The organism is Pseudomonas sp. GZJR-8 (assembly GCF_002916705.1).
GTDB classification, from domain to species: domain Bacteria; phylum Pseudomonadota; class Gammaproteobacteria; order Pseudomonadales; family Pseudomonadaceae; genus Aquipseudomonas; species Aquipseudomonas synxantha_A.
In genome coordinates this window covers 467,038-492,418 of sequence record NZ_JXSI01000004.1, presented here as the reverse complement: position 1 = coordinate 492,418, position 25,381 = coordinate 467,038, and the positions used below count along the sequence as shown (strand labels likewise).

At 60.5% G+C, this 25,381-nt stretch carries 22 protein-coding genes; 13 read left to right on the top strand and 9 right to left on the bottom strand.

The window, feature by feature from the left end:
• The first annotated feature begins 99 nt into the window (after positions 1 to 99).
• From TK42_RS11340 to TK42_RS11325, 4 genes are read left to right on the top strand one after another with little or no spacing between them, the layout of a single operon-like run.
• On the top strand, positions 100 to 1,455 hold the full coding sequence (locus TK42_RS11340; RefSeq protein ID WP_032878908.1) for a pitrilysin family protein: 1,356 nt from the start codon (positions 100 to 102) through the stop codon (positions 1,453 to 1,455).
• Positions 1,448 to 2,938, top strand: coding sequence for a pitrilysin family protein (locus tag TK42_RS11335; RefSeq protein WP_103734228.1), 1,491 nt, complete (start codon positions 1,448 to 1,450; stop codon positions 2,936 to 2,938). Before TK42_RS11340 ends, TK42_RS11335 begins: the two co-directional genes overlap by 8 nt.
• Complete coding sequence (gene rsmD / locus TK42_RS11330; RefSeq protein WP_005792291.1) at positions 2,938 to 3,555, top strand: 16S rRNA (guanine(966)-N(2))-methyltransferase RsmD; 618 nt, start codon at positions 2,938 to 2,940, stop codon at positions 3,553 to 3,555. The genes TK42_RS11335 and rsmD overlap by 1 nt, the downstream gene beginning before the upstream one ends.
• A gap of 51 nt (positions 3,556 to 3,606) precedes the next feature.
• Entirely contained in the window at positions 3,607 to 4,602 is a 996-nt protein-coding gene (locus TK42_RS11325; RefSeq protein WP_032878905.1) for a hydrolase, read from the top strand.
• Between the two features lie 135 nt (positions 4,603 to 4,737).
• Here TK42_RS11325 and TK42_RS11320 read toward each other — a convergent pair whose 3' ends face one another.
• Entirely contained in the window at positions 4,738 to 5,592 is an 855-nt protein-coding gene (locus TK42_RS11320; RefSeq protein WP_103734227.1) for a sulfurtransferase, read from the bottom strand.
• A 33-nt stretch (positions 5,593 to 5,625) separates the two neighbouring features.
• Positions 5,626 to 6,297, bottom strand: coding sequence for a TetR/AcrR family transcriptional regulator (locus TK42_RS11315; protein WP_005792294.1), 672 nt, complete (start codon positions 6,295 to 6,297; stop codon positions 5,626 to 5,628).
• Between the two features lie 146 nt (positions 6,298 to 6,443).
• On the opposite strand from TK42_RS11315, the gene TK42_RS11310 reads away from it, so the two are divergent.
• From TK42_RS11310 to TK42_RS11290, 5 genes are all read left to right on the top strand, one after another.
• Positions 6,444 to 7,871, top strand: coding sequence for a coniferyl aldehyde dehydrogenase (locus tag TK42_RS11310; protein WP_103734226.1), 1,428 nt, complete (start codon positions 6,444 to 6,446; stop codon positions 7,869 to 7,871).
• A 29-nt stretch (positions 7,872 to 7,900) separates the two neighbouring features.
• A complete protein-coding gene (locus TK42_RS11305) occupies positions 7,901 to 8,446 on the top strand; it encodes a twin-arginine translocation pathway signal protein (RefSeq protein ID WP_103734225.1) in 546 nt (181 codons plus the stop codon).
• Positions 8,447 to 8,483: 37 nt separating this feature from the next.
• The gene (locus TK42_RS11300; protein ID WP_103734224.1) at positions 8,484 to 10,079 is read left to right on the top strand and encodes a GMC family oxidoreductase; all 1,596 of its coding nucleotides are present in this window, start codon (positions 8,484 to 8,486) and stop codon (positions 10,077 to 10,079) included.
• A gap of 103 nt (positions 10,080 to 10,182) precedes the next feature.
• Positions 10,183 to 10,662 carry a pantetheine-phosphate adenylyltransferase gene (gene coaD / locus TK42_RS11295; RefSeq protein WP_003195136.1) on the top strand — a complete coding sequence of 160 codons (480 nt, stop codon included), beginning with the start codon at positions 10,183 to 10,185 and terminating at the stop codon, positions 10,660 to 10,662.
• 102 nt (positions 10,663 to 10,764) lie between these two features.
• Positions 10,765 to 11,016 carry a YfhL family 4Fe-4S dicluster ferredoxin gene (locus tag TK42_RS11290; protein WP_003195146.1) on the top strand — a complete coding sequence of 84 codons (252 nt, stop codon included), beginning with the start codon at positions 10,765 to 10,767 and terminating at the stop codon, positions 11,014 to 11,016.
• A gap of 123 nt (positions 11,017 to 11,139) precedes the next feature.
• Here TK42_RS11290 and mutM read toward each other — a convergent pair whose 3' ends face one another.
• Positions 11,140 to 11,952: a bifunctional DNA-formamidopyrimidine glycosylase/DNA-(apurinic or apyrimidinic site) lyase gene (mutM, locus tag TK42_RS11285; RefSeq protein ID WP_005792299.1), complete on the bottom strand. Its 813-nt coding sequence runs from the start codon at positions 11,950 to 11,952 to the stop codon at positions 11,140 to 11,142.
• A 21-nt stretch (positions 11,953 to 11,973) separates the two neighbouring features.
• Positions 11,974 to 12,786, bottom strand: a complete 813-nt coding sequence (locus TK42_RS11280; protein ID WP_177464458.1) for an HDOD domain-containing protein — start codon at positions 12,784 to 12,786, stop codon at positions 11,974 to 11,976.
• Between the two features lie 277 nt (positions 12,787 to 13,063).
• On the opposite strand from TK42_RS11280, the gene TK42_RS11270 reads away from it, so the two are divergent.
• The 3 genes from TK42_RS11270 to ilvD all read left to right on the top strand — a co-directional run bounded on the left by TK42_RS11270 (position 13,064) and on the right by ilvD (position 17,673).
• Entirely contained in the window at positions 13,064 to 14,260 is a 1,197-nt protein-coding gene (locus TK42_RS11270; RefSeq protein ID WP_005792302.1) for a class I SAM-dependent rRNA methyltransferase, read from the top strand.
• Positions 14,261 to 14,402: 142 nt separating this feature from the next.
• Entirely contained in the window at positions 14,403 to 15,593 is a 1,191-nt protein-coding gene (locus TK42_RS11265; RefSeq protein ID WP_032878899.1) for an MFS transporter, read from the top strand.
• A 238-nt stretch (positions 15,594 to 15,831) separates the two neighbouring features.
• Positions 15,832 to 17,673, top strand: a complete 1,842-nt coding sequence (gene ilvD, locus TK42_RS11260; RefSeq protein ID WP_003195159.1) for a dihydroxy-acid dehydratase — start codon at positions 15,832 to 15,834, stop codon at positions 17,671 to 17,673.
• A gap of 126 nt (positions 17,674 to 17,799) precedes the next feature.
• On the opposite strand, the gene TK42_RS11255 is transcribed toward ilvD, so the two are convergent.
• From TK42_RS11255 to TK42_RS11240, 4 genes are all read right to left on the bottom strand, one after another.
• Positions 17,800 to 20,244: a TonB-dependent siderophore receptor gene (locus tag TK42_RS11255; RefSeq protein ID WP_103734221.1), complete on the bottom strand. Its 2,445-nt coding sequence runs from the start codon at positions 20,242 to 20,244 to the stop codon at positions 17,800 to 17,802.
• Between the two features lie 131 nt (positions 20,245 to 20,375).
• The gene (locus TK42_RS11250) at positions 20,376 to 21,329 is read right to left on the bottom strand and encodes a FecR family protein (RefSeq protein WP_103734220.1); all 954 of its coding nucleotides are present in this window, start codon (positions 21,327 to 21,329) and stop codon (positions 20,376 to 20,378) included.
• Positions 21,326 to 21,859, bottom strand: a complete 534-nt coding sequence (locus TK42_RS11245; RefSeq protein ID WP_005792307.1) for an RNA polymerase sigma factor — start codon at positions 21,857 to 21,859, stop codon at positions 21,326 to 21,328. Before TK42_RS11245 ends, TK42_RS11250 begins: the two co-directional genes overlap by 4 nt.
• Positions 21,860 to 22,072: 213 nt before the next feature.
• Positions 22,073 to 23,134, bottom strand: a complete 1,062-nt coding sequence (locus tag TK42_RS11240) for a phosphorylcholine phosphatase (RefSeq protein WP_103734219.1) — start codon at positions 23,132 to 23,134, stop codon at positions 22,073 to 22,075.
• 242 nt (positions 23,135 to 23,376) lie between these two features.
• Here TK42_RS11240 and TK42_RS11235 point away from each other — a divergent pair, with 242 nt between their 5' ends.
• Positions 23,377 to 24,768 carry an L-cystine transporter gene (locus TK42_RS11235; protein WP_032878897.1) on the top strand — a complete coding sequence of 464 codons (1,392 nt, stop codon included), beginning with the start codon at positions 23,377 to 23,379 and terminating at the stop codon, positions 24,766 to 24,768.
• 85 nt (positions 24,769 to 24,853) lie between these two features.
• Here the strand turns inward: TK42_RS11235 and TK42_RS11230 are convergent, their stop codons facing one another.
• Positions 24,854 to 25,366: a dihydrofolate reductase gene (locus TK42_RS11230; RefSeq protein WP_032878896.1), complete on the bottom strand. Its 513-nt coding sequence runs from the start codon at positions 25,364 to 25,366 to the stop codon at positions 24,854 to 24,856.
• Positions 25,367 to 25,381 lie beyond the last annotated feature (15 nt).

Below are 25,381 nucleotides of genomic sequence, written 5' to 3'. Positions count from 1 at the left end.
ACGACCGCAGTGGCCGTCCCTAAATCGGATCAGTATCCTAGCACCTCCTCGCCCGCCGACGCTAAGACCAAGCGGGCAGCCCAACAGGTTAAAAAACGAATGAATGCTCTAGCCCGCCGCGCCGCAGGCCTGCTGCTCAGCACAGTTTGTCTGCCCCTTTCAGCCTTCGCTGCCGACCCACAACCCACTCATGAATTCACTCTGGATAACGGCCTTAAAGTGGTCGTGCGCGAAGACCATCGCGCGCCAGTGGTGGTTTCCCAAGTCTGGTACAAGGTTGGTTCAAGCTACGAAACCCCAGGCCAGACCGGTTTGTCCCACGCCCTTGAACACATGATGTTCAAAGGCAGCGCCAAGGTCGGCCCCGGCGAAGCCTCGCTGATCCTGCGTGACCTGGGCGCCGAAGAAAACGCGTTCACCAGCGATGACTACACCGCGTATTACCAGGTGCTGGCCCGCGACCGCCTGGGCGTGGCCTTTGAGCTGGAAGCCGACCGCATGGCCAGCCTGCGCCTGCCCGCCGACGAGTTCATCCGCGAAATCGAGGTAATCAAGGAAGAACGCCGCCTGCGCACCGACGACAACCCGATGTCCAAGGCCTACGAACGCTTCAAGGCCATGGCCTTCCCGGCCAGCGGCTACCACACGCCGACCATCGGCTGGATGGCTGACCTTGAGCGCATGAAGGTCGAGGAGCTGCGCCACTGGTACCAATCCTGGTATGTGCCCAACAACGCTACCCTGGTAGTGGTCGGCGATGTGACCCCGGACGAGGTGAAAAGCCTGGCCCAGCGTTACTTCGGCCCGATCCCCAAGCGTGATGTGCCACCGGCGAAGATCCCGCTGGAGCTGGCCGAACCCGGCGAGCGCCTGCTGACCCTGCGGGTGCAGACCCAACTGCCAAGCGTGTTCCTGGGCTTCAACGTACCGGGCCTGGCCACCGCCGAAGACAAACGCTCGGTGCAAGCCTTGCGCCTGATCTCGGCCCTGCTGGACGGCGGCTACAGTGCACGTATCTCCGAGCAACTGGAACGTGGTGAGGAGCTGGTATCCGCCGCGTCCACCAACTACGACGCCTATACCCGTGGCGATACGTTGTTCATGCTCTCGGCCACGCCCAACCAGCAGAAACAAAAGACCGTCGCCCAAGCCGAAGCCGGCCTGTGGCGCCTGCTTGATGAGTTGAAAGCCAAGCCGCCGACCGCTGAAGAACTGGAGCGCATCCGGGCCCAGGTCATTGCCGGCCTGGTGTACCAGCGTGACTCCATCACCAGCCAGGCCACTGCCATCGGCTCCCTGGAAACCGTCGGCCTGTCCTGGAAGCTGATGGACACCGAACTGGCTGACCTGCAAAGCGTGACGCCAGAAGATATCCAGAAAGCCGCGCGCACCTATTTCACCCGCGAACGTCTGAGCGTCGCCCATGTTTTGCCTGAGGAGACCGCTCATGAGTGATCGTAAAAGCAGCCGCCTGATCCTGCCCAGCCTGATCGCAGTCACCCTGGTTGCGGCCAGTGCCGTGTATTTCCTGCGCCCGAGCGAGTCGGTCGCCAGCCAGGCTCTGGAAAAGACCCAATCGGCCAGCACCCTGCAGTCGCTGGCGGAACTGGACGGCAAGGCGCCAACCAACCGCAAGCTCGATGTGCAAACCTGGACCACCGCCGAAGGCGCCAAGGTGCTGTTTGTCGAAGCCCATGAACTGCCGATGTTCGACATGCGCATCCTGTTCGCCGCCGGCAGCAGCCAGGATGGCGACATACCGGGCCTGGCGCTGATGACCAACGCCATGCTCAACGAAGGCGTGCCGGGCAAGGATGTCAGCCAGATCGCCAGTGGTTTTGAGGGCCTCGGCGCCGACTTCGGCAATGGTGCCTACCGCGACATGGCGCTGGTCACCCTGCGCAGCCTCAGCGACAGCGATAAGCGCACCGCAGCCCTGGCACTGTTCGACCAGGTTATTGGCCAACCGACGTTCCCGGCAGACTCCCTGGCGCGGATCAAGAACCAGATCCTGGCCGGCTTCGAGTATCAGAAGCAGAACCCCGCCAAGCTGGCGAGCATCGAACTGTTCAAGCGCCTGTACGGCGATCACCCTTACGCGCACCCGAGCGAAGGCACCCCCGAGAGTGTGCCGAAGATCACCCTGGCGCAGTTGAAGGCATTCCACGCCAAAGCCTACGCGGCGGGTAATGCTGTGATTGCGGTGGTCGGCGACCTGACTCGCGCTGAGGCCGAGGCCATGACGGCCAAAGTGTCGGCCTCGCTGCCCAAAGGGCCCGCCATGGCCAAGATCGCTCAACCGACCGAGCCAAAAGCCGGCCTGAGCCGTATCGAGTTTCCCTCCAAGCAAACCCACCTGCTGTTTGCGCAATTGGGCATCGACCGCGCCGATCCGGACTACGCAGCTCTGTCCCTGGGCAACCAGATCCTTGGCGGCGGTGGCTTCGGCACCCGCTTGATGAGCGAAGTGCGCGAAAAACGCGGCCTGACCTACGGCGTGTACTCCGGTTTCTCGCCGATGCAGGTGCGCGGCCCGTTCATGATCAACTTGCAGACCCGCGCCGAAATGAGCGGCGGCACCCTGCGCCTGGTTGAGGATGTACTGGCTGACTACCTCAAGAACGGCCCCACGCAAAAAGAACTGGACGACGCCAAGCGCGAACTGGCCGGCAGCTTCCCGCTGTCCACCGCGAGCAACGCCGATATTGTCGGGCAACTGGGCGCCATGGGTTTTTACAACCTGCCGCTGAGCTATCTGGAAGATTTCATGAAACAATCCCAGGCCCTTACCGTAGAGCAGGTCAAGGCTGCAATGAACAAACACTTGAGCGCCGACAAGATGGTCATCGTGACCGCCGGCCCGACGATTGCGCAAAAGCCACTACCGCCCCCCACTGATAAACCTGCCGAGCAGCCGCTCGGGGTTCCGGAGCATTAATGGCCAGTTCATCTCGCCCGAAAAAACCTGTCCACAACGTGCATAACGGTGTGGGCCAACTGCGCATCATTGGCGGTGAATGGGGCAGCCGCAAGCTGAGCTTCCCCGACGTCGTAGGCCTGCGCCCGACGCCGGATCGCGTGCGTGAAACCCTGTTCAACTGGCTTGCGCCATACATCGGCGGGGCCAAGGTGCTGGACCCGTTCGCCGGCAGTGGCGCGCTGTTCCTGGAGGCGCTGTCGCGTGGCGCGGCCCAGGGCCAGGCGTTGGATGCCAGTAATGTGGCGGTGTCCAGCCTCAAGGAACACCTGGGCACGCTGCGTTGCACCACCGGCCAGGTGCAGACGGCCGACGCGCTGCGCTACCTGGAAACCCAGGCGGTGACTGAATACGACGTGGTGTTCCTCGACCCGCCGTTCAACCAGAACCTGCTGCCGACTGTGTGTGCTTTGCTCGAAGAGCGCCAGTGGCTGGCACCGGATGCCTGGATCTACACTGAAAGCGAGACCGCGCCGTCAACGCTCGGCCTGCCGGGCAGTTGGCGCCTGCATCGGGAGCAAAAGTCCGGACGGGTGTATTACGCGTTGTGGCATCGCCTGGTCGAAAACGCCGCTTAACCTGTGGCAGGGGAGCTTGCCACGGCGAGCTCACTGGCTACCGAGAGTTTCATGACCCCCTCTTCCGATCTGTTCAAACCCGCCTTCGGCCTCGGCAACCCTCACCTGCAAACACTGTGGGGGCCGCTGTTGCGCCCAACGACCCATATCGAACGCCAACGCGAACGTCTATGGCTGGAAGACGGCGACTTCCTCGACCTCGACTGGCATGGCCCCCATGACCTGCACGCACCGTTGGTACTGGTGCTGCATGGACTGACCGGTTCGTCCAATTCGCCCTATGTGGCCGGCCTGCAACAAGCCCTCGCCGGCCAAGGTTGGGCCAGCGTTGCGTTGAACTGGCGCGGCTGCTCGGGCGAGCCCAACCTTCTGGCGCGCAGTTATCACTCCGGGGCCAGCGAAGACCTGGCCGCGGCGATTGCCCATCTGCGCGCCAAACGGCCACTGGCACCGCTGTATGCCGTGGGGTATTCCCTGGGCGGCAATGTGTTGCTCAAGCACTTGGGCGAAACCGGCGTGACTTCGGGGCTGCAAGGCGCGGCGGCGGTCTCGGTACCGTTTCGCCTGGACCAATGCGCTGATCGCATCGGTCTGGGGTTTTCGCGGATCTACCAGAAGCACTTCATGCGCGAGATGCTGGCGTACATTCGCGTAAAGCAACGCCAGTTTTTGCAAGATGGACGTGAGGAAGGACTGAAAACCCTGGAGGCACTGGGCTCCCTGGAGAAGATGCGCACGTTCTGGGACTTCGATGGGCGAGTGACTGCGCCGTTGCATGGCTTCTTGAGTGCTGAGGATTACTATCGCCGCGCATCCAGTCGCTACTACCTGGGCGATATCCGCACACCAACACTGATCATCCAGGCCGCCGATGATCCGTTTGTGTTTGCTCATAGCCTGCCGGAAGCGAGTGAGCTGTCGGAGTGCACCGAGTTTGAATTGCTGACAAAGGGTGGGCATGTGGGCTTTGTGGAGGGTTCACTGAAACGTCCCGGCTATTACTTGGAACGCCGCATCCCACAGTGGTTACTGACACAACGCAGTTAAAAATGTGGGAGGGGCGGTGCGACGATTCGACTTGCCCCCGATAGCGGTGGATCAGTTACAGATACTGAGACTGACACACTGCAATCGGGGGCAAGCCCCCTCCCACATTTTGATTGGGTTTACAGGGCCAATTGCTCAGTCGCCTGTTGCAATTTCCCGCGCCGGATCCGTAATCCACTCACTCCACGACCCCGCATACAACTTGCCCAACGGATATCCCGCCAACGCCAGGGCAAACAGGTTATGGCATGCCGTCACCCCCGAACCGCAGTACGCCACCAACTCCTCCGGCGGGCGCCCCTGCAACTGCGCAGCAAAGCGTTGCTTGAGCTGCTCGGCCGGCAGGAAGCGCCCGTCACTGCCCAGGTTTTCATTGAATGCTGCGCACTGCGCGCCGGGAATATGCCCGGCAATCGGGTCTATGGGCTCTACTTCGCCACGAAAACGCGGCTGGGCGCGGGCGTCGATCAAGGTCAGGCCGGGCTGACCCAGGCGTTTTTGCAAATGCTCGGCATCCAGCACCAGCCGATTATCCGGCGTACCAGTGAAGGTGCCCGGCTCGGTCACCGGCGCATCCAGGCTCAAGGGGAAACCGGCGCTGTGCCAGGCCTTGAGGCCACCATCGAGAATAAACACCCCATCACGCTTGCCCAGCCAGGCCAGCAGCCACCAGGCACGGGCGGCATAGGCACCGGGGCCGTCGTCATACAGAACCACATCGGTGTCGGCGCTGATGCCCCAAGCTCGCAACTGTTTGGCGAAGGTGTCCGCCGCAGGCAAAGGATGGCGGCCGGTCAAGCCCTTGGTCACCGGACCGCTGAGGTGGCGCTCCAGGTCGGCGTATTGCGCGCCCTCGATATGCCCTTCGGTGTAGCTGCACAGGCCGTAATCCGGGTCTTCCAGGGCAAAGCGGCAATCCAGGATCACCAGCCCTGCCGACTTCTGGCGCTCGGCCAATTGCGGGGGGCTGATCAGTTGGGCAAGCGGCATGACTGACTCCTGTGAATACAAAGGGGAAAGGTCTTACTTCACTTCTTCCAGTGCCTGGTTCAGGGGCACGTAAAATTCCTTGAACAACGCATCCACCGCTTCTTTGGCCTGGGGCGTGACAAACCCCGCCTCCAACACCAGCACCTGGTACACCCCGCGCTTGATCGCCTCGGCGCTCAGGTGGGTGGACTTTTCGTTGGTGGTGCACAGGAACCGCACCCAGGAGGTCAGGATGATCCAGGCATTCAGGGTCAGGGCTTCGGTTTGCACCGGGTCCATATTCAGAATGCCGGCATCGACAAACCCCTGGTAAATGGCACCGCCCTGGATCAGGCAACGCTGGGAAAACCGCCGATAGCCCGTGGCCAGTTCCGGATCGCTCTCCAGCAGATGTTCGAGGTCGCGGTGCAGGAAACGATAGCGCCACATGCCCGCCAGCACGGCTTGCAGATAAAAGCGCTTGTCCTCCACCACCATCGTGCGCCCCTGGGGCGGGCGCAGGAAACTGTCCACCAGGGCTTCATATTCGCGAAACAGCACGGCGATGATCGCCTGCTTGTTGGGGAAGTGGTAGTACAGGTTGCCCGGAGAAATCTCCATATGGGCGGCGATATGGTTGGTGCTGACACTGCGCTCGCCCTGCTGGTTAAAAAGCTCCAGGCTGGTTTGCACAATGCGCTCGCTGGTCTTTACTCGTGGTGCCATGGGGGATCAGCTTCCAAACACGGGATGGGGCATCTTACGGCCTATGCCGGCCAGGTTAAATCTGGATGTTACTGCAATGTTATTTGACAATTTAGAGCAATGACTCTAAAAATCCAGGCAGACCTATAACAATCGGGAACTGCGCCATGTCTGCCAACGTTGCCTACCTGCAAGATGCCCAGGCCTTGGACCACCTCCAGGAGCTGTTCGAAGCCCAGCGTCGCGCCTACGCCGCCAACCCGATGCCACCGGCTGCGCAACGCCAACAATGGCTCAAGGCCCTGCGCGATGTGCTCAGCGACGAACGCCAGGCGCTGATCACTGCGATCAGCCAGGACTTCAGCCATCGCAGCGCAGACGAAACCCTGTTCGCCGAATTGATGCCCAGCCTGCATGGCATTCACTATGCCAGCAAACACCTCAAGGGCTGGATGAAACCCTCCCGTCGCGCTGTAGGCATTGCCTTCCAGCCCGCCTCGGCCAAAGTCATTTATCAACCGTTGGGCGTCGTCGGCGTCATCGTGCCGTGGAACTACCCGTTGTATCTGGCTATCGGCCCGCTGGTCGGGGCTTTGGCCGCCGGCAACCGGGTGATGCTCAAGCTCAGCGAGTCCACACCGGCCACCGGCGAACTGCTCAAGGCGCTGCTGGCCAGGATCTTTCCCGAGGACCTGGTGTGCGTGGTGCTGGGCGAAGCCGAAGTGGGCATGGCGTTTTCCAAATTGCGCTTCGATCACCTGCTGTTTACCGGTGCCACCAGCATTGGTAAACACGTGATGCGTGCGGCGGCCGAAAACCTCACGCCGGTCACCCTGGAACTGGGCGGCAAGTCGCCAGCCATCGTCTCGGCCGATGTACCGCTCAAGGACGCCGCCGAGCGTATCGCCTTCGGCAAAGCCTTGAATGCCGGGCAAACCTGTGTGGCGCCAGACTATGTGCTGGTGCCGGAGGACCGCGTCGCAGGGTTTGTCGAGGCGTATTCCAAGGCCGTGCGTGGGTTTTATCCGACCCTGGCCGACAACCCGGACTACACCGCCATCATCAACGAGCGGCAACTGGCCCGGCTCAATGCCTACGCCAAGGACGCTACCGACAAGGGCGCCACCCTGGTCCCACTGTACGAGCAAGGCCAGGCTCGACGTATGGCCCACAGCCTGCTGCTGAATGTCAGCGACGACATGACAGTCATGAAGGACGAGATTTTCGGCCCGCTCTTGCCCATCGTGCCGTATCGCGGCCTTGACCAAGCCTTTGCCTACATCAACCAGCGTCCACGCCCACTGGCCCTGTACTACTTCGGCTACAACAAGAACGAGCAGGAGCGTGTGCTTCACGAAACCCATTCCGGCGGCGTATGCCTGAACGACACCTTGCTGCACGTTGCCCAGGACGACATGCCTTTTGGTGGCATCGGCCCGTCGGGCATGGGCCATTACCACGGCCATGAAGGCTTCCTGACATTCAGCAAGGCCAAGGGTGTGCTGGTTAAACAGCGCCTGAACGCGGCGAAGTTGATCTACCCCCCTTACGGCAAATCGATTCAGAAATTGATCCAGAAGTTGTTTATCCGCTGATAACCGTCACCTTCAGGACGATAAAAACAATGAACCCCAGCCTGAACGATTCACCCGCACTGTCTCGGCGCGGCGTCTTGAAAATCGGCCTGTGCGCCAGCGCTTTCCTCGCCACGGCCGGGCTTGGCGCCAGTCTCAGCGGTTGCTCCAGCAGTACGCCGGCCAGCGGCTTCGCGATGTTGCGCGCCGGTGATTTGCCGTTCTTGCGCGCGGTGATCCCAGTGCTGCTGGAGGGTGCGGCCAGCGCCGAGACAGTGGTCGCAGGCATTGAAGACACCCTGAAAAAACTCGACTACAGCCTGCAAAACTTGTCGCCGGAGATGTTCAAGCTCACCCAGCAGTTATTCGACGTGCTGGGCATGGGCATCACCCGCGGCCCGCTGACCGGTATCTGGGGCAGTTGGGAAAATGCCAGCAGCGAGCAGATCCGCAACTTCCTGCACCGCTGGGAAAACAGCTACCTGAACCTGCTGCGCATGGGACAGGGCTCGCTGCTCAAGTTGGTGATCATGGCCTGGTATTTTCGGCCCGCCTCCTGGGCCCATTGCGGTTATCCCGGCCCACCGAAGATCTGATTCGCATCCCTCACAATAAAAACCAGAGACGACCCTGATGCCCGTACCCGATCTGTTCCGCGATGGCCTGGCCCGTGGCTGGAAAACCCACAATGGTGCCGCCCTCGACAACGACCTGACCTTGGAAGCCGATGTAGCCATTATTGGCAGCGGTGCCGGTGGTGGCACCACCGCCGAGATCCTCAGCGCCGCTGGCTACAAGGTGTTGCTGATCGAAGAGGGCCCACTCAAGACCAGCAGTGACTTCAAGCTGCTCGAAGACGAAGCCTACGCCAGCCTCTACCAGGAAGGCATCGGCCGCATGAGCAAGGACGGCGCCATCACCATCCTGCAAGGTCGGGCGGTGGGCGGCACCACCTTGATCAACTGGACCTCCAGCTTTCGTACACCCGACGCCACCCTCGCCCACTGGGCCAGCGAATACGCGGTGAAGGGCCACAGCAGCACCGAGATGGCGCCCTGGTTCGAAAAAATGGAGCAGCGCCTGGGCATCGCACCCTGGGCGCTTCCACCGAATGCCAACAACGATGTGATCCGCAAAGGCTGCGAAAAGCTTGGCTACAGCTGGCATGTGATCCCGCGCAATGTGCGCGGCTGCTTCAACCTGGGTTATTGCGGCATGGGTTGCCCGGTGAACGCCAAACAATCGATGCTGGTGACGACTATCCCCTCCACCCTGGAGAAAGGCGGCGAACTGCTGTACCTCGCCCGCGCCGAGCAGCTCAAATACAGCGGCGACACCATCAGCAGCCTGGAATGCGTGGCCATGGACGAGCGCTGCGTGGCGCCGACCGGGCGCAAGATCACCGTAAAAGCCAGGCATTACGTGCTGTCGGGCGGCGGTATCAATAGCCCGGCCCTGCTGATGCGCTCGGACGCGCCCGACCCGCATTCGCGGCTGGGCAAGCGGACCTTCTTGCACCTGGTCAACTTCTCGGCGGGGCTGTTCGACGAAGTGATCAACCCGTTCTACGGTGCGCCGCAATCGATTTACTCCGACCATTTCCAATGGCAGGACGGCACTACCGGCAAAATGTCCTACAAGCTCGAAGCGCCACCCTTACACCCAGGATTGGCCAGCACCTTGTTTGGCGGTTACGGCAAACAGAACGCGTTGGACATGAACCAACTGCCTCACACCCACGCCATGCTCGCCCTGCTGCGCGACGGCTTTCACCCCGACAGCCCGGGCGGCAGCGTGGATTTACGCGGCGATGGCACACCCGTGCTCGACTATCAGGTTTCGCCCTACGCCTGGGACGGCCTGCGCCGGGCCTTCCACAGCATGGCCGAGATTCAGTTCGCGGCAGGGGCCAAATCGGTCAAGCCTTTGCATCACGACGCACGGTACGTGAACAGCCTGGCCGAAGCGCGCAGCATGATTGACGGTTTGAACCTGGAGTTGCACCGCACAACACTCGGCAGCGCCCATGTGATGGGCGGCTGTGCCATGGGCGAAGATCCGAAGCATGCGGTAACCGACAGCCTCGGTCGCCACCACCAACTGCGTAACCTGTCGATTCATGACGGCTCGCTGTTTCCTACCAGCATCGGGGCAAATCCCCAGTTGTCGGTGTATGGATTGAGCGCCCAACTGGCGTCAGCCTTGGCCGAACGTCTGAAAACAGCGTGAAAAACCGTTCGATTCACGGCATTTATCTACGTAAGTCGACTTGGCCGACCGGGATGGCTGCGATACCATCCGGTTCCCCAACGGACTCCGCCAGGACGACGCGATGAACCGAGTGTTGTACCCAGGTACCTTCGACCCGATTACCAAAGGCCATGGCGATCTGGTCGAACGCGCCTCTCGCCTGTTCGACCATGTGATCATCGCGGTCGCAGCCAGCCCCAAGAAAAACCCGCTGTTTCCCCTGGAACAACGTGTGGAGCTGGCGCAAGAGGTCACCAAGCACCTGCCGAATGTGGAAGTAGTGGGCTTTTCGACATTGCTGGCGCATTTCGCCAAGGAGCAGAACGCCAATGTGTTCTTGCGCGGCTTGCGGGCGGTGTCGGATTTCGAATACGAATTCCAACTGGCCAACATGAACCGCCAACTGGCGCCGGACGTGGAAAGCCTGTTCCTCACACCGTCGGAGCGTTATTCGTTCATTTCCTCGACGTTAGTTCGTGAAATTGCTGCTTTGGGCGGAGATATCACCAAGTTCGTGCATCCTGCCGTGGCGGACGCACTGACATTGCGCTTCAAGAAGTAAGACCGCTCAATCGGTGCCTGCTCGCACTGCGGGCGCCAATGCGGCACAATTGCGCGCATTAGTTTTCAGATGCCTTGGCAGAGTGCCCTGGCAGGAGTTTCCATGTCCCTGATCATCACCGACGATTGCATCAACTGCGACGTCTGCGAACCCGAGTGCCCGAACGCCGCCATTTCCCAGGGCGAAGAGATCTACGTGATCGACCCCAACCTGTGCACCCAGTGCGTCGGCCACTACGACGAACCGCAGTGCCAGCAGGTTTGCCCGGTTGATTGCATTCCGCTGGATGAAGCGCACCCAGAGACTGAAGAGCAGTTGATGGAGAAGTACCGCAAGATTACCGGTAAGGCCTGAGTTTTTTAGTGCCTGTGAGGGCCTCATCGGGGGCAAGCCCCCTCCCACATTTTGAATGTGTTCACAAATCAAAGTGTGGGAGGGGGCTTGCCCCCGATGACAATCTCAGCCATCACAAAGCTATCAGCTCTGGCACTTGGGGCAAAACACACTCGCCCGCTGCCCCAGCACCACATTGCGCAACTCGCTCCCGCAGACCTTGCACGCCTCGCCGCCACGGCCATACACGAACAGTTCCTGCTGGAAATACCCCGGCTGCCCATCACCGCCGATAAAGTCGCGCAGCGTGGTGCCGCCCCGCTCGATAGCGGCGGCCAGCACCCGTTTGATCTCAATCGCCAGCTTCAAATAGCGCCCGCGTGAAATGCCACCGGCGGCACGCCGCGGATCAATCCCCGCCGCAAACAACGCCTCTGTCGCATAGATATTGCCCACGCCCACCACCACCGCGTTGTCCATGATGAACGGCTTCACCGCCATGGACTTGCCGCGTGACAGCTGGAACAAACGCTCGCCATCAAACAGCTCGGTCAACGGCTCCGGGCCCAGACGCAGCAGCAGCTCGTGGTTGTGCGGATCCTGGCTCCAGAGCATCGCGCCGAAACGCCGAGGGTCGGTGTAGCGCAGGGCCATCCCCGATTCCAACTCGATATCCACATGTTCATGCTTGGCCGCGGGCATACCGACCTCAACCAGACGCAGGTTGCCCGACATACCCAAGTGACTGATCAAGGTGCCCACTTCGGCATTGATCAACAGGTACTTGGCCCGCCGTTCCACCAGCACGATGCGCTGCCCGGACAGGCGCACATCCAGGTCTTCCGGGATCGGCCAGCGCAGGCGCCGCTCACGCACCACCACGCGACTGACGCGTTGGCCTTCCAGGTGCGGGGCAATGCCGCGTCGGGTGGTTTCGACTTCAGGTAACTCGGGCATGTGTACCTCTTGAATGACGGTTCAGTGCGCACCCAGTTCGCGGATCGACAACTTCAGGCTTTCGAAGTCGTAATCCGACAGGCCCACGTAATCCAGCACCAGATGGCCGATTGCATTCCACTCATGGTCCACCGCCTGGCTCCCCAGTACGCGAAACGACGAACAGATATGCTCGGCCATCTTCAAGATAGCCAGCAGGTTCTTGAGCTGCGGGTTGCGCGACGACTCATCACTGAAAATCGCCAGAGCGTTGTGGTGATTGGCGATGGCGTCGGTGACATGCTCCGGCAGGCGCCAGGACTTGGCGGTGTAGTAGCCGACCACTGCATGGTTGGTGTGGAACGCGTTGTTTTCGGTGTCGACCACGCGGCAATCCGGGCCGGCGTTGGCGTAAGCCTGTTCCAGCACGGACATGTAGTTGGGAAAACGCTTGAGCATCAACGGTACGCCGCAATCGTGGAACAGGCCCAGGGCATAGGCTTCGTCGACGGTTTGCGAGCCGGTGCGCTTGGCCAGCGTGAGGCAGGTCATCGCCACATCCTGGGCGGTGTCCCAGAAACGGTTGAGGGTAACGATGGTGTCGTCGCTCATCTCGCCCTTGATCGACTGCGCGTTGATCAAGTTGATGATCGAGCGGCTGCCCAACAGGTTTACCGCACGCTGGATCGATGCAATTTTGTTGCTCAGGCCGTAATACGGCGAATTGACGATCTTCAGCAGCGCACCAGACAAGCCCGGGTCCTGGGAGATCAACCGTGCGATCACTTCCAGGTCCGGGTCGGGCATGTACTGCTCCATCTGCAAATCCACCATGATTTGCGGTTGGGGCGGCACGCTGATGCCTTGCAGGGCCTGTTGAATCTGCTCGGCGGAAAGCTCTTGGGACATAAATACACACTCTGGACTAGGCGCGAATTCTACCCCTTATGCAGCCGTGACCGACACCCAAAAACCCAAGTGAAACCCGATCGAATGTGGGAGCTGGCTTGCCTGCGATAGCATTACCACCGTACGTCTGATACACCGCACCGCCCGCATCGCAGGCAAGCCAGCTCCCACATGAAAGAGTGCGCAAAGGGTATACTCCCGCTCTTTTTTCCGGAGCGACGTCATGTCCCTGCCAAGCCTGCGTCTCAAAGCCAACGCCGATCGTCGTTTGCGCAACGGCCACCTGTGGGTCTACAGCAACGAAATCGACGTGGCCGCCACCCCACTTCACGGCTTCCAGGCAGGCGACCAGGCTATCCTGGAAGCAGCCGGCGGCAAGACCCTGGGCATCGTGGCCATGAGCCCGAACAACCTGATCTGCGCCCGCCTGCTGTCGCGCGACATCAAGTTGCCGCTGGACAAGTCGCTGCTGGTGCACCGCCTCAACGTCGCGCTGTCCCTGCGTGATCGCCTGTTCGACAAGCCGTTCTACCGCCTGGTCTACGGTGATTCCGACCTGCTGCCGGGCCTGGTGGTCGACCGTTTCGGCGACATCCTGGTGGTGCAGATCGCTTCGGCGACCATGGAAGCGCATAAAGAAGACGTGATCGCGGCCCTCACCCAGGTGCTCAAGCCCAGCGGCATCCTGTTCAAGAATGACTCCGCCGCACGCGACGCCGAGGGCCTCAACCGCTACGTCGAAACGGTTTTCGGCCTGGTGCCGGAGTGGGTGGCGCTGGAAGAGAACGGCGTGAAATTCGAAGCCCCGGTGATCCAGGGCCAGAAAACCGGCTGGTTCTACGACCACCGCATGAACCGCGCCCGCCTGGCCCCGTATGCCAAAGGCAAGCGCGTGCTCGACCTGTACAGCTACATCGGCGGCTGGGGCGTGCAAGCTGCAGCCTTTGGCGCCAGTGAAGTGTTCTGCGTCGACGCTTCGGCCTTCGCCCTCGACGGCGTAGAGCGCAACGCCGCGCTGAACGGCTTTGCCGAGAAGATGACCTGCATCGAAGGCGACGTCTTTGAAGCGTTGAAAGAACTGAAAGCCAGCGAAGAGCGCTTCGACGTGATCGTCGCCGATCCACCGGCCTTCATCAAACGCAAAAAAGACATGAAGAATGGCGAAGGCGCCTACCGCCGCCTCAACGAGCAAGCCATGCGCCTGCTCAGCAAGGACGGCATCCTGGTCAGCGCTTCGTGCTCGATGCACCTGCCGGAAGACGATCTGCAAAACATCCTGCTGACCAGCGCCCGTCACCTGGATCGCAATATCCAGATGCTCGAACGCGGCGGCCAGGGCCCGGACCACCCGGTGCATCCGGCGATTGTCGAGACGCGGTATATCAAGAGCATTACTTGTCGCTTGCTGCCTAATAGCTGACAGCGGGATGCTCCCCGTAGGAACAGTCAACGACTGATCCTACGGGCCTTTCAGCTGTTTCCCACTGCCATTTCCATTGACTTCCCTTGCCGTCACACCGACTCTCCTCCCCCCAGCAAGGAAGGATAGAGCGGTCCGGTTGATGCCTATTAGTACAGCCACACCAAACAAGTCATATTTCATCGTACTGTTGATGACCATGACCCTGCTCGCAGTCTTCCCCCTCGACGTAGTCCTGCCATCCTTTCCCGCCCTCTCCAATCACTTTGGCCACACGCCTTCAGAAATCGCCCAGTCCGTCAGTATTTTTGCCATTGGCCTGGCCGTCTCGTTACTGCTGATAGGCCCGTTGTCTGACATGTTCGGCCGCAAAAAACTGCTGCTGGCAGGTATTGCCTTATCGGCGCTGGGTGCAGCCGGTTGTTTGCTGGCCCCGGATTTCAATTGGTTTATCGGCTTTCGCGTGGTTCAGGCCGTAGGGTGCGGGGCGTTTGCCCTGTCGCAGGCGCTTATCCAGGACTTGTTTACAGGACGGGAGCTGCAACGGATTCGAATCTGGATGACCACCGCCGGCGGAGTGTTCATCTCAAGCTCGCCACTGATGGGCACCTGGCTGCAAATTTATGGCGGATGGCAGGCGAGTTTTTACGTGTTTATCGTGTTAGCCACAGTGGTGTGGCTCTGGTCCGCACGCCTGCTGCACGACTCGCGCAGCAGCCATCGCCCTTCACCGCTACAATTCTTCAACGGCTATTGGCTGCTGTTTTCCGACCTCCGTTTCGTCAGCTATTGGTTGATTTCCGCCCTGGCCTTTGCCTGCCATTTCTCGTTTATCGTGATGTCGCCCCTGATCTTCATGGAGCGCTTGAACCTGTCGACGTATCAATTCGCCTGGGCATTGCTGCTATATGGCGCGGCCTACGTCTGCGGCGGAGTGATTGCCAGTATCCTGCATCGCAAAATGGACGCCGACCGGCAAATCAACACTGGCCTGTTGCTGATCACTGTTTCAGGTCTGGTCATGCTCTGGCTGGCCTGGCAGTTCGGCCTGTCGGCCGCCACGGTGCTGATCCCGATGTTGATCTGCACAGCCGGCACCACCATCTGTCGACCCATCGCCAACTCCAAGGCCATGAGCCTCTACCCGCAACTGGCTGGCACGGCGACCTCTGCCGGTAGCTTGCTGATTTTTATGTGCGGCGGCCTGATCAGCCTGGTGATCAACCTGGCCACCGCCAACCTGACCACCGCGCTAGCCCTGTGCTTTCTAACCCTGAGTGCCGCCGGGCTCGCCCTGAATGCGCTGATCAAGCAGCGCCCACATGTCCTGTAGCGGCTATCTTCAAGGTTACGGCCATTCCCTCCAGCCGCCAGCGGTGTAGAATCGGCCCTATTCATCGCCAGTCATCCCCCGGCGGGTTTATGAGCTCGAGGCCCAAGCAAGCGGCGATCCCGCGATGCGAGTGGCAACTTCCGGACACACGGCCATTTTTCGGGTGTTCCAGTCGTCAATTAGAAGCTCACTCCCCTTTGCACCTGATTAATAAGTGATTAGCCGCCCGGAGTGCTCCATGCCAGATTACCGCTCGAAAACATCCACCCACGGCCGCAACATGGCCGGCGCCCGCGCACTGTGGCGTGCCACGGGGATGAAGGATGACGACTTCAAGAAGCCGATCATCGCGATTGCCAACTCGTTTACCCAGTTCGTACCGGGCCACGTCCACCTCAAGGACCTCGGCCAACTGGTCGCCCGCGAAATCGAACGGGCCGGCGGCGTGGCCAAGGAATTCAACACCATTGCCGTGGACGACGGCATCGCCATGGGCCATGACGGCATGCTGTATTCCCTGCCGAGCCGCGAGATCATCGCCGACTCCGTGGAGTACATGGTCAACGCCCACTGCGCCGACGCCATCGTGTGCATCTCCAACTGCGACAAGATCACCCCCGGCATGTTGATGGCTGCCTTGCGCCTGAACATCCCGGTGATCTTCGTCTCCGGCGGCCCGATGGAAGCCGGCAAGACCAAGCTCGCGTCCCACGGACTCGACCTGGTTGACGCCATGGTGATCGCCGCCGATTCCAGCGCTTCTGACGAGAAGGTCGCGGAATACGAGCGCAGCGCCTGCCCGACCTGCGGTTCGTGCTCCGGCATGTTCACCGCCAACTCGATGAACTGCCTGGTAGAAGCCTTAGGTCTCGCCTTGCCGGGTAACGGTTCCACACTGGCCACCCACAGCGACCGCGAGCAACTGTTCCTGCAAGCCGGCCGCACCATCGTCGAGCTGTGCAAGCGTTACTACGGTGAGAACGATGAGTCGGTGTTGCCGCGCAATATCGCCAACTTCAAGGCGTTCGAAAACGCCATGACCCTGGACATCGCCATGGGCGGTTCCACCAACACCATCCTGCATTTGCTGGCTGCCGCCCAGGAAGCCGAGATCGACTTCGACCTGCGCGACATTGACCGCCTGTCCCGCCACGTGCCGCAACTGTGCAAGGTCGCGCCGAACATCCAGAAGTACCACATGGAAGACGTGCACCGCGCCGGCGGGATCTTCTCGATCCTCGGTTCCCTGGCCCGTGGCGGCCTGCTGCACACTGACCTGCCGACCGTGCACAGCAAGTCGATCGCCGAAGGCATCGCCAAATGGGACATCACCCAGACTGACGACGAAGCCGTACACACCTTCTTCAAGGCTGGCCCGGCCGGCATCCCGACCCAGACCGCATTCAGCCAGTCGACCCGTTGGGATACGCTGGATGACGACCGTGAAAACGGCTGTATCCGCAGTGTCGAGCACGCCTACTCGCAAGAAGGCGGCCTGGCCGTGCTGTACGGCAACATCGCCCTGGACGGCTGTGTGGTGAAAACGGCAGGTGTGGATGAATCCATCCACGTTTTCGAAGGCCGCGCCAAGATCTACGAAAGCCAGGACAGCTCGGTGCGCGGCATCCTCGCTGACGAAGTCAAGGAAGGCGACATCGTAATCATCCGCTACGAAGGCCCCAAAGGCGGCCCGGGTATGCAGGAGATGCTCTACCCCACGTCCTACCTGAAATCCAAAGGTCTGGGCAAAGCCTGCGCGCTGCTGACCGACGGGCGCTTCTCCGGCGGCACCTCGGGCCTGTCCATTGGCCACGCTTCCCCGGAAGCCGCTGCCGGTGGCGCGATTGGCCTGGTGCAGGATGGCGACAAGGTGCTGATCGACATTCCGAACCGCTCGATCAACCTGTTGATCAGCGATGAAGAACTGGCGGCACGCCGGGTTGAGCAGGACAAAAAGGGTTGGAAGCCGGTAGAAAAGCGCCCGCGAAAAGTCACTACCGCGTTGAAGGCTTACGCATTGTTGGCCACCAGTGCCGACAAGGGTGCTGTACGTAACAAGGCAATGCTCGACGGCCTGTAAGCCTCGCGCATCAAAATGCCCCGCCAGGTGCGGGGCATTTTTTTGCTTGGAGATAACCCCAAGCACAATGATGATCAAAATGTGGGAGGGGGCTTGCCCCCTCCCACAGAAGTGATGCGTCAGGCTTTAGAACTGTGGGGTGTAGGTCATGCTGAACATCACATTACGCGGGTCGCCATAGTAGTTGCTGCCCCACGTCGCGTTATACGCAGGGATGTAGTACTTCTTGTCGAACATATTGTTCAGGTTCGCCGCAACTGTGAACTCCTGGTTGATCTTGTAGGCCACCCGCGAATCCCACAGTGCATTGCCGGGTACGCTGAAGTTGCGGTCGTAGGCTTCAGTGCTGCTTTGTGCGGTTACGCCGGCACCGACACTGAACTGCTGCCAATCGCCCGGCAACTGGTAGTCACCCCAGACCTTGAGCAGGTGCTTGGGTGTCCAGGTGCTGAAGATCTTCCCTTCGTAAGTGTCGTCTTTGAGGAATTTGGTGGTGTTGTAGGTGTAGCTGGAGACCAGTTGCAAACCCGGCAGCACTTCGCCGCTCAAAGTGGCTTCGAAGCCTTGGCTGCGAACCTTGCCCGAGGCGAGCGAGCAGTACCAGCCGCCGCAGACTTTGCCGCCTTGCAGGTCTTGAGCCGCACGGTTTTCCTGGTCATAACGGAAGATGGCGAACGAGGTATTCAGACGACCGTCCGCCAGTTCACCCTTCAGGCCCAGTTCGTAGTTCTGGCCTTCGATGGGCTTGAGCACGGTCAAAGACGTGGTCAGGTTGGTTTGCGGTTCGAACGCGTCAGCGTAGCTGGCGTAGGCCGACCATTGATCATTGAGGGCGTACACCAAGCCGGCGTACGGGGTAACGTGACCATTGCTCTGCGTGGTGCTGCGGGTTGGGTCGCCATACACACCCCGGGAACCGCTCTCGTCGGTGTAGCCATAGTCATACCAACTGGTACGTGCACCGAGAATCAAGGTCAGTGGGTCCACAACCTTGACGCGCCAAGTGCCATAAACCCCTTTCTGGCGAATGTCATACCAACTTTTCGTAGCATTGCCCGCCTGGAACAGCTGGTTTTTATCGCGCTGTGGACGGTTGTGATCGATGTTGAAAATGTCCGCGCCGGCCGTCGCTGCTCGCGCCCACTGGTCGTTGGTGGTGAGTTTGGAATAGTTGGCGCCCAGTACCATCTCCTGTTGCAAGCCCAAACCTTCAAACTTGCCGTTCACGTACACATCCACGCCGCGGCTCTTGGTATTGAAGTCGGTGACCCAATCCACATAACGCACATTGCCGGCGGTGCCGGGGTTGGGAATCTCATCCCAGGTCGCCTGGTAGGTCGCGTCGTTGTGTTCATCCATGGCCACGAGGGCAGCTTTCACCTTCCAGTCATCGTTGAAGCGATGCTCGATATCGGCAAACACCTGGGTCTGGTTATTGACGTTGCGGTTCCAGCTGGCGCCGACAAAAGTCGAGCGCGGCAGGCCGATATCGCTGCCATTGGCGTAACGGGGCAGTGACATGAAGTTGGGGCGCGAGTGGCCTTTCTGGTTGCTGACCCCCACACCGACGGTGGTGTCTGGCGTGAAGTCGTAGTCCACGGCGGCATACACCGTCTGATTCCAGCCACCGGCATAGTCAACGAACGAGTCCGTCGTGTCGTAATCCGCCACAAACCGGCCGCGCAGGGTGCCTTCGGCATTGAGCGGGCCACCGGCATCGACCTGGGTGCCGTAGTGGTCCCAGGAGCCGGCTTTTGCGGTGATCGTCACGGTCGGGTCCTGCTGGCCACGCTTGCGCACCAGGTTCATGGTGCCGCCCGGGCTGTTGGCGCCTTGCAGCAAGGCGGCCGGCCCGCGCAGGGTTTCTACACGGTCATAGATGGCCATGTTTTCAGTGAGGTAGCTGCCCAACGCATAGGTGTTACGCGGGATGCCCACGCCATCGTATTGCAGGGTGCCGACCTCAAAGCCACGGGAGAAAATGAACATACCGGGCCCAGGGGATTTGGTCGCTGTCAGGCCGGGGGTGCGCTTGACCACTTCGGACAGCTTGGTGGTGTTCTGGTCATCCATCTGTTTACGGGTCATAACGCTGACCGATTGCGGGATGTCCTTGAGCTTCTGCTCGCCCTTGCCCAGGGTCACCGCACCGGTGGTGTAGGAGCCACTGCCTTCGGTCGTGGCGCCCAGTCGTTCAGCGCTGATGGTAGTGGCGCCGACTTCGATAGCGCCGCCGGTGGCTACGCGCTTCTCCAGGGTCACGGTGTCGGCGTTGATAAACGCCGCACTCAAGCCCGTACCGCCAAGCAATTGCGCCAAGGCTTCGCGCTGGCCGAGATGGCCACTCACACCGGGCGACACCACCCCTTGGGTCACCTCACCGGACACCAGCACCTGCACGCGCGTCACCGCTGAAAATGCCGCCAGCGCGCCGTCGAGGCTTTGCCCGGGGATATCGAAACGGTAAGCCTGGGCCTGGGTGACCTCGGCAGCTTGCAGGGATAGCGACGCAGTGCCGGTCAAGCAAATGACCAGCGCGAGCAAGGGCGATGCGGCGAAACGGTGTGCCATGGGTGGAGCTCCCCGGTGCAAAAAGTCTGTGATCGGCGCGGCACTACTTGAGAGTGCTTACTATTTACGCCTCAGTGATCAAGGACGAATGCTCACCGGGAATCCCTGAAAGTATTTTCAAAAAGTTGCGACTACGACGCCTTACCCTCGCGCAGCACCAGCAAATACGGGGTGTAATGCTCGGCGCGCAGGTTGAGGGTGTATTCCAGCGCCTTGATCACCGCGTCGGGTTTATCGATTTCAAACACGCCGGAGACCACGCGATTGCGCAATGCGTCGCCCAGTATCAGGGTCTTGCCCGGCCAATAACGGTTCAGCTCGCTGACCACGTCCGAGAGCGGTTGCTGGCGAAACACCAGTTGCCGCTGGCGCCAGGCAAACCCGCTGGCCGCGTCGAAACCGCGGACTTCAGCCAGGTGTTCCTGGTACTCCACCGCCCGTCCCGGCTCCAGATACACCGGTGTGCCACTGCCGGAACTGACCTGCACCTTGCCCTGCGCTACCTGCACGAGGGTTTGCGCATCGCGTCGCGCCACACTGAACCGGGTGCCGACCACCTTCACCCAGCCGTCGCCGGACTGCACCACGAACGGTCGCGCCGGGTCCTTGGCCACCTCGAAGAAACCTTCGCCACGCAACAACCGCACCTGGCGCTCGCCCGCACTCATGCGCACCTGTATGGCACTGTCGGTATTGAGCTGCAGGTGGGAGCCATCGGCCAGCTCGATGCTGCGTGACTCGCCGGTGCCGGTGGCATAGTCCGCACGCATGCGGTCAAGCCAAGGTGTGTTCTGCACAGTCAGGCCCACCGCCAGCAGCACGGCCGCGGCGCAGGCCCAGCGCGACCAACGCCGTGCGGGCTTGCGCCAGGCAGCCTGTTCGGCGCGGCGAACGACCCGCGCCGGTTCATGCAAGCCTCCGAGCATCGCCTGCACTTCCTGCCAGGCGGCATCCTGGGCATCACCCTGCTCCAGCCAGATGGCAAAAGCCTGCAGTTCGCCAGGCGTGACATCCTCGGCCTGCAGGCGGAAATACCAGGCGGATGCTTCGTCGAACAGTTCGTCGGCTGTGGGGGTAGCGGTCATGACCGACGTCCTTGTTCATCGCAGGCAAGCCGCTTCTTGATAAAGCCACGGCATTCAATCAAGGCGCGACGCAATTGGTATTCCACACTGCGCGGGCTGATCGACAGGCGTTCGCCGATCTCGCGATAGGAGAGTTCGTCGACATGATAGAGCAGGAAGATCTGTCGAGTCGCTTCAGGCAACGCCAAAATCGCGTCCTGCATCAACTGTTGCTGTTGATAGGCAGCCAATTGCTCATCGATACCCGGGTTGCTGCACGGCAATTCTTCGCTGGGCTCGCCGGCATCCAGGCGTTCGCGGCGAATGGCCTGGCGCTGGTGATCGCGCACCAGGTTGCTGGCGATGGTGAAGAGGAACGCCGGGAGATTGTCGATTTTATCGCCACAGTCCATGCGAGCGAGGCGCAGGAACGACTCCTGAGTCAGGTCGGCGGCCACTTGGGCACTGCCGGTGCGGCGAGTGACGAAGGCTTCGAGGGCTTTCTTCTGCTCCGCGAACAGGCGCGCGATCTGCGAATTCCAGGAGAGCACGGCACTACCTTGAAAAGAACATGGGGTTCAGGAGGTGTGCACGCTAGCAGAGGATGAGATTGGTTCGCAATTGATATCTATTTTTGCATAGATACTGCTGTGTACTTGAGGCTGCCTTCGCGAGCAAGCCCGTCCCACATTTGACCGTATTCTCAGGTTGAAACTCGGTCGAATGTGGGAGGGGGCTTGCCCCCGATGGCAGGCGATGCGGTCCTACTGAATCTCCTCCGGCTTGACGATCACCCAGTTCTTGTCCGCCGTCACCGGCAACCCTTCCTTGGCTTGAGCCGCCGCGTGCTTGGCGATCATGCCGTTGAGCTGGGTCATGTACTTGTCTTTACGGTTGATCCACAAATGGATGCCACCCTTGGCCACATCCACATCGTGGAACAGCATGTAACCATCGCTGGTCGGGGTATCACCGCCGACGATCACCGGCTTTTTCCACTCGTCGATGTAGGTGAGGATCGCCGCGTGCTTGCCGGCCATCCAGGTCGCCGGGGTCCACAGGTAGGGCGTCAGCTCCAGGCCGAGGTTGGCCTTCTCGTCATATTTACCCGCGGTGATCTGCTTGCGTGCGGTGGTCAACTCGCCGGTCTTGCGGTCCTTGAGCATCATGGTCACGCCGATGACGTTCTCGGGCTTTACGTTGTAGCCGTACTTCGGATCGGCCGCGACCATGCGCACCAGTTCCTCGGACGCGGCGGTCATCACATACACCTCGATGCCGTTTTCCATCAGTTTGTTGTAGAGCTCGGCCTGGCCAGTGAAGACTTTCGGTGGCTGTATCTCGGTTTTTTTCACCACGTCGCCTTCAAAATAGCTGACGGGTACGGGCTTGCCGGAGGCCATCAGCTCGTCGACCTGCACCTTGAGTTCCTTGAGGGTGAAGCCGGAAAAAATCTGCGCAACCCAGGGGTAGCAGACCATGTCGTCGACTTCGCACAGGCGGTAGTAGTAGCTGAACAGACTTTCCTTATGGTCGGCGGTGTCTTTGAAGGGGATAAGCTTGAGCGATGGGTCCATGGTTTCGCGGGTGATCAGGCCCTTGTTTTCCATGTACGGCAGCAGCGACTCTTCAAGGTCGTAGCGGTAGCTGGTGTTGTCCATGTCGAACACCGCATAGTTACCCTTGTTGGCGTTGGCGGCGATCATTTCGTTGAGTTGCTTGGCGGCCGGTGCCGGCCAATGTTTCAACTCGGTGGCGGCAAACGCCTGGCTGGCGAGTCCGAGGCAAAAGGCTGCGGATAAGAGTAGTTTCGGCGCGAGCTTCATAGGCGTTGTCTCCCTCAAGTGAAAGACATCGACGCTAACAAATCCCTGTGACACTTATCACCCGAGCGCGACGGCTTTGGTTCTGATTCCGCCACGGCCATGCGCAGCAGCGTCAGACGCTTATTCCAAAAACGACAGTCACCATTCCATATTGGTATTAAATCAATATATTTCAAGCTGTTAGGCTTGCCGGTTCGCAATCGCAGGCTGACGCGATTGGCTGCCTTATCAACGGAGCTTCAATGAATCTGCCCCTGATTCTCAATTTATTGGTGTTCGTGGCCCTGTTGCTGGGCCTTGCACAAACTGGCCGTACTAACTGGAGCCTGGCCAAGAAGGTCCTGTTCGCCCTGGTCCTGGGCGTGCTGTTCGGTGCGGCCTTGCACACCATCTATGGCGACGGCAATCCAGTGCTCAAAGCCTCCATCGGCTGGTTTGATCTGGTCGGCAATGGGTATGTGCAGTTGCTGCAAATGATCGTGATCCCGCTGGTGTTCGCTTCGATCCTCAGTGCCGTGGCGCGCCTGCATAACGCCTCGTCCCTGGGCAAGATCAGCTTCCTGACCATCGGCACGCTGTTGTTTACCACGGCCATCGCGGCGCTGATCGGCATCGGCCTGACCAACCTGTTCGGCCTCACCGCCGAGGGCCTGGTGGCCGGCACCCAGGAAATGGCGCGCCTGCAAGTGATCCAGAGTGATTACGCAGGCAAGGTCGCCGACCTGAATATCCCGCAGTTGCTGCTGTCGTTCGTGCCGGCCAACCCGTTCGCCGACCTGGCCCGGGCCAAGCCGACGTCGATCATCAGCGTGGTGATTTTTGCCGCGTTCCTCGGGGTAGCCGCGCTGCAACTGCTCAAGGATGATGTGGAAAAGGGCCAGAAGGTCATCAACGCCATCGACACCCTGCAAGCCTGGGTGATGCGCCTGGTGCGCCTGGTGATGAAGCTGACCCCGTACGGCGTGTTGGCGCTGATGACCAAGGTGGTCGCCGGTTCCAACCTGCAAGACATCATCAAGCTGGGCAGTTTCGTGGTGGTGTCGTACCTGGCCCTGGGCCTGATGTTTGTGGTGCACGGCCTGCTGCTGTCGTTGGCCGGGATCAACCCGCTGCGCTTTTTCCGCAAGGTGTGGCCGGTACTGACCTTTGCCTTCACCAGCCGCTCCAGCGCCGCCTCGATCCCCTTGAGTATTGAAGCGCAGACCCGCCGCCTGGGTATCCCCCAGTCGATCGCCGGTTTCGCCGCTTCGTTTGGCGCGACCATCGGCCAGAACGGTTGCGCCGGTCTTTACCCGGCGATGTTGGCGGTGATGGTCGCACCGACCGTAGGCATCAACCCGTTGGATCCGCTGTGGATCGCGACGCTGGTGGCGATTGTGACCTTGAGTTCGGCGGGCGTCGCCGGTGTGGGCGGTGGTGCGACCTTCGCCGCGCTGATCGTACTGCCGGCCATGGGCTTGCCGGTGTCACTGGTGGCGTTGCTGATTTCGGTGGAACCACTGATCGACATGGGCCGTACAGCGTTGAACGTGAATGGTTCGATGACGGCGGGGGCGATTACCAGCCAGATCATGGGGCAGACGGATAAAGCGTTGCTGGATGCCGATGAGCATGCCGAGTTAGCGCAGGTCTGATAGACCGCTATCGCAGGCAAGCCAGCTCCCACATTTGAATGTATTCACACATCAAAATGTGGGAGCTGGCTTGCCTGCGATGCTTTTAGGCTTTTTCCCACACTTCGAAGTTGTAGGCCGGTTTATCACCTTCGGCCGGATTCTCGACATTCGACACCAGCTTCCACTGGTTCCTATCAAACTCTGGAAACCACGCATCCCCTTCCGGGCTCAGCGCCACCCGCGTCAGGTACAGGCGATCGGCCTGTTCCAGCCCCTGCGCGTAAAGCTGCGCGCCGCCGATCAGCATCAGCTCGTCCGCGCCCTGCGCCTTGGCCCATTCCTCAGCCCGTTCTACCGCCGCTTCCAATGACGGAAAAACTTGCGCACCTTCAAGCGTCAGATCGGTCTGACGGCTGACCACTATGTTCAAGCGCCCTGGCAGCGGTCGACCCAAGGAATCCCAGGTCTTGCGCCCCATGATGATCGGCTTGCCGAGCGTGGTGGCTTTGAAATACTTGAAATCCCCCGGCAAATGCCAGGGCATGCTGTTGTCGACGCCGATCACACGGTTTTCACCGAGGGCTGCGATCAGGCTTAAAGGGAGAGTTTTTTTCATGGCGACGAGAATACC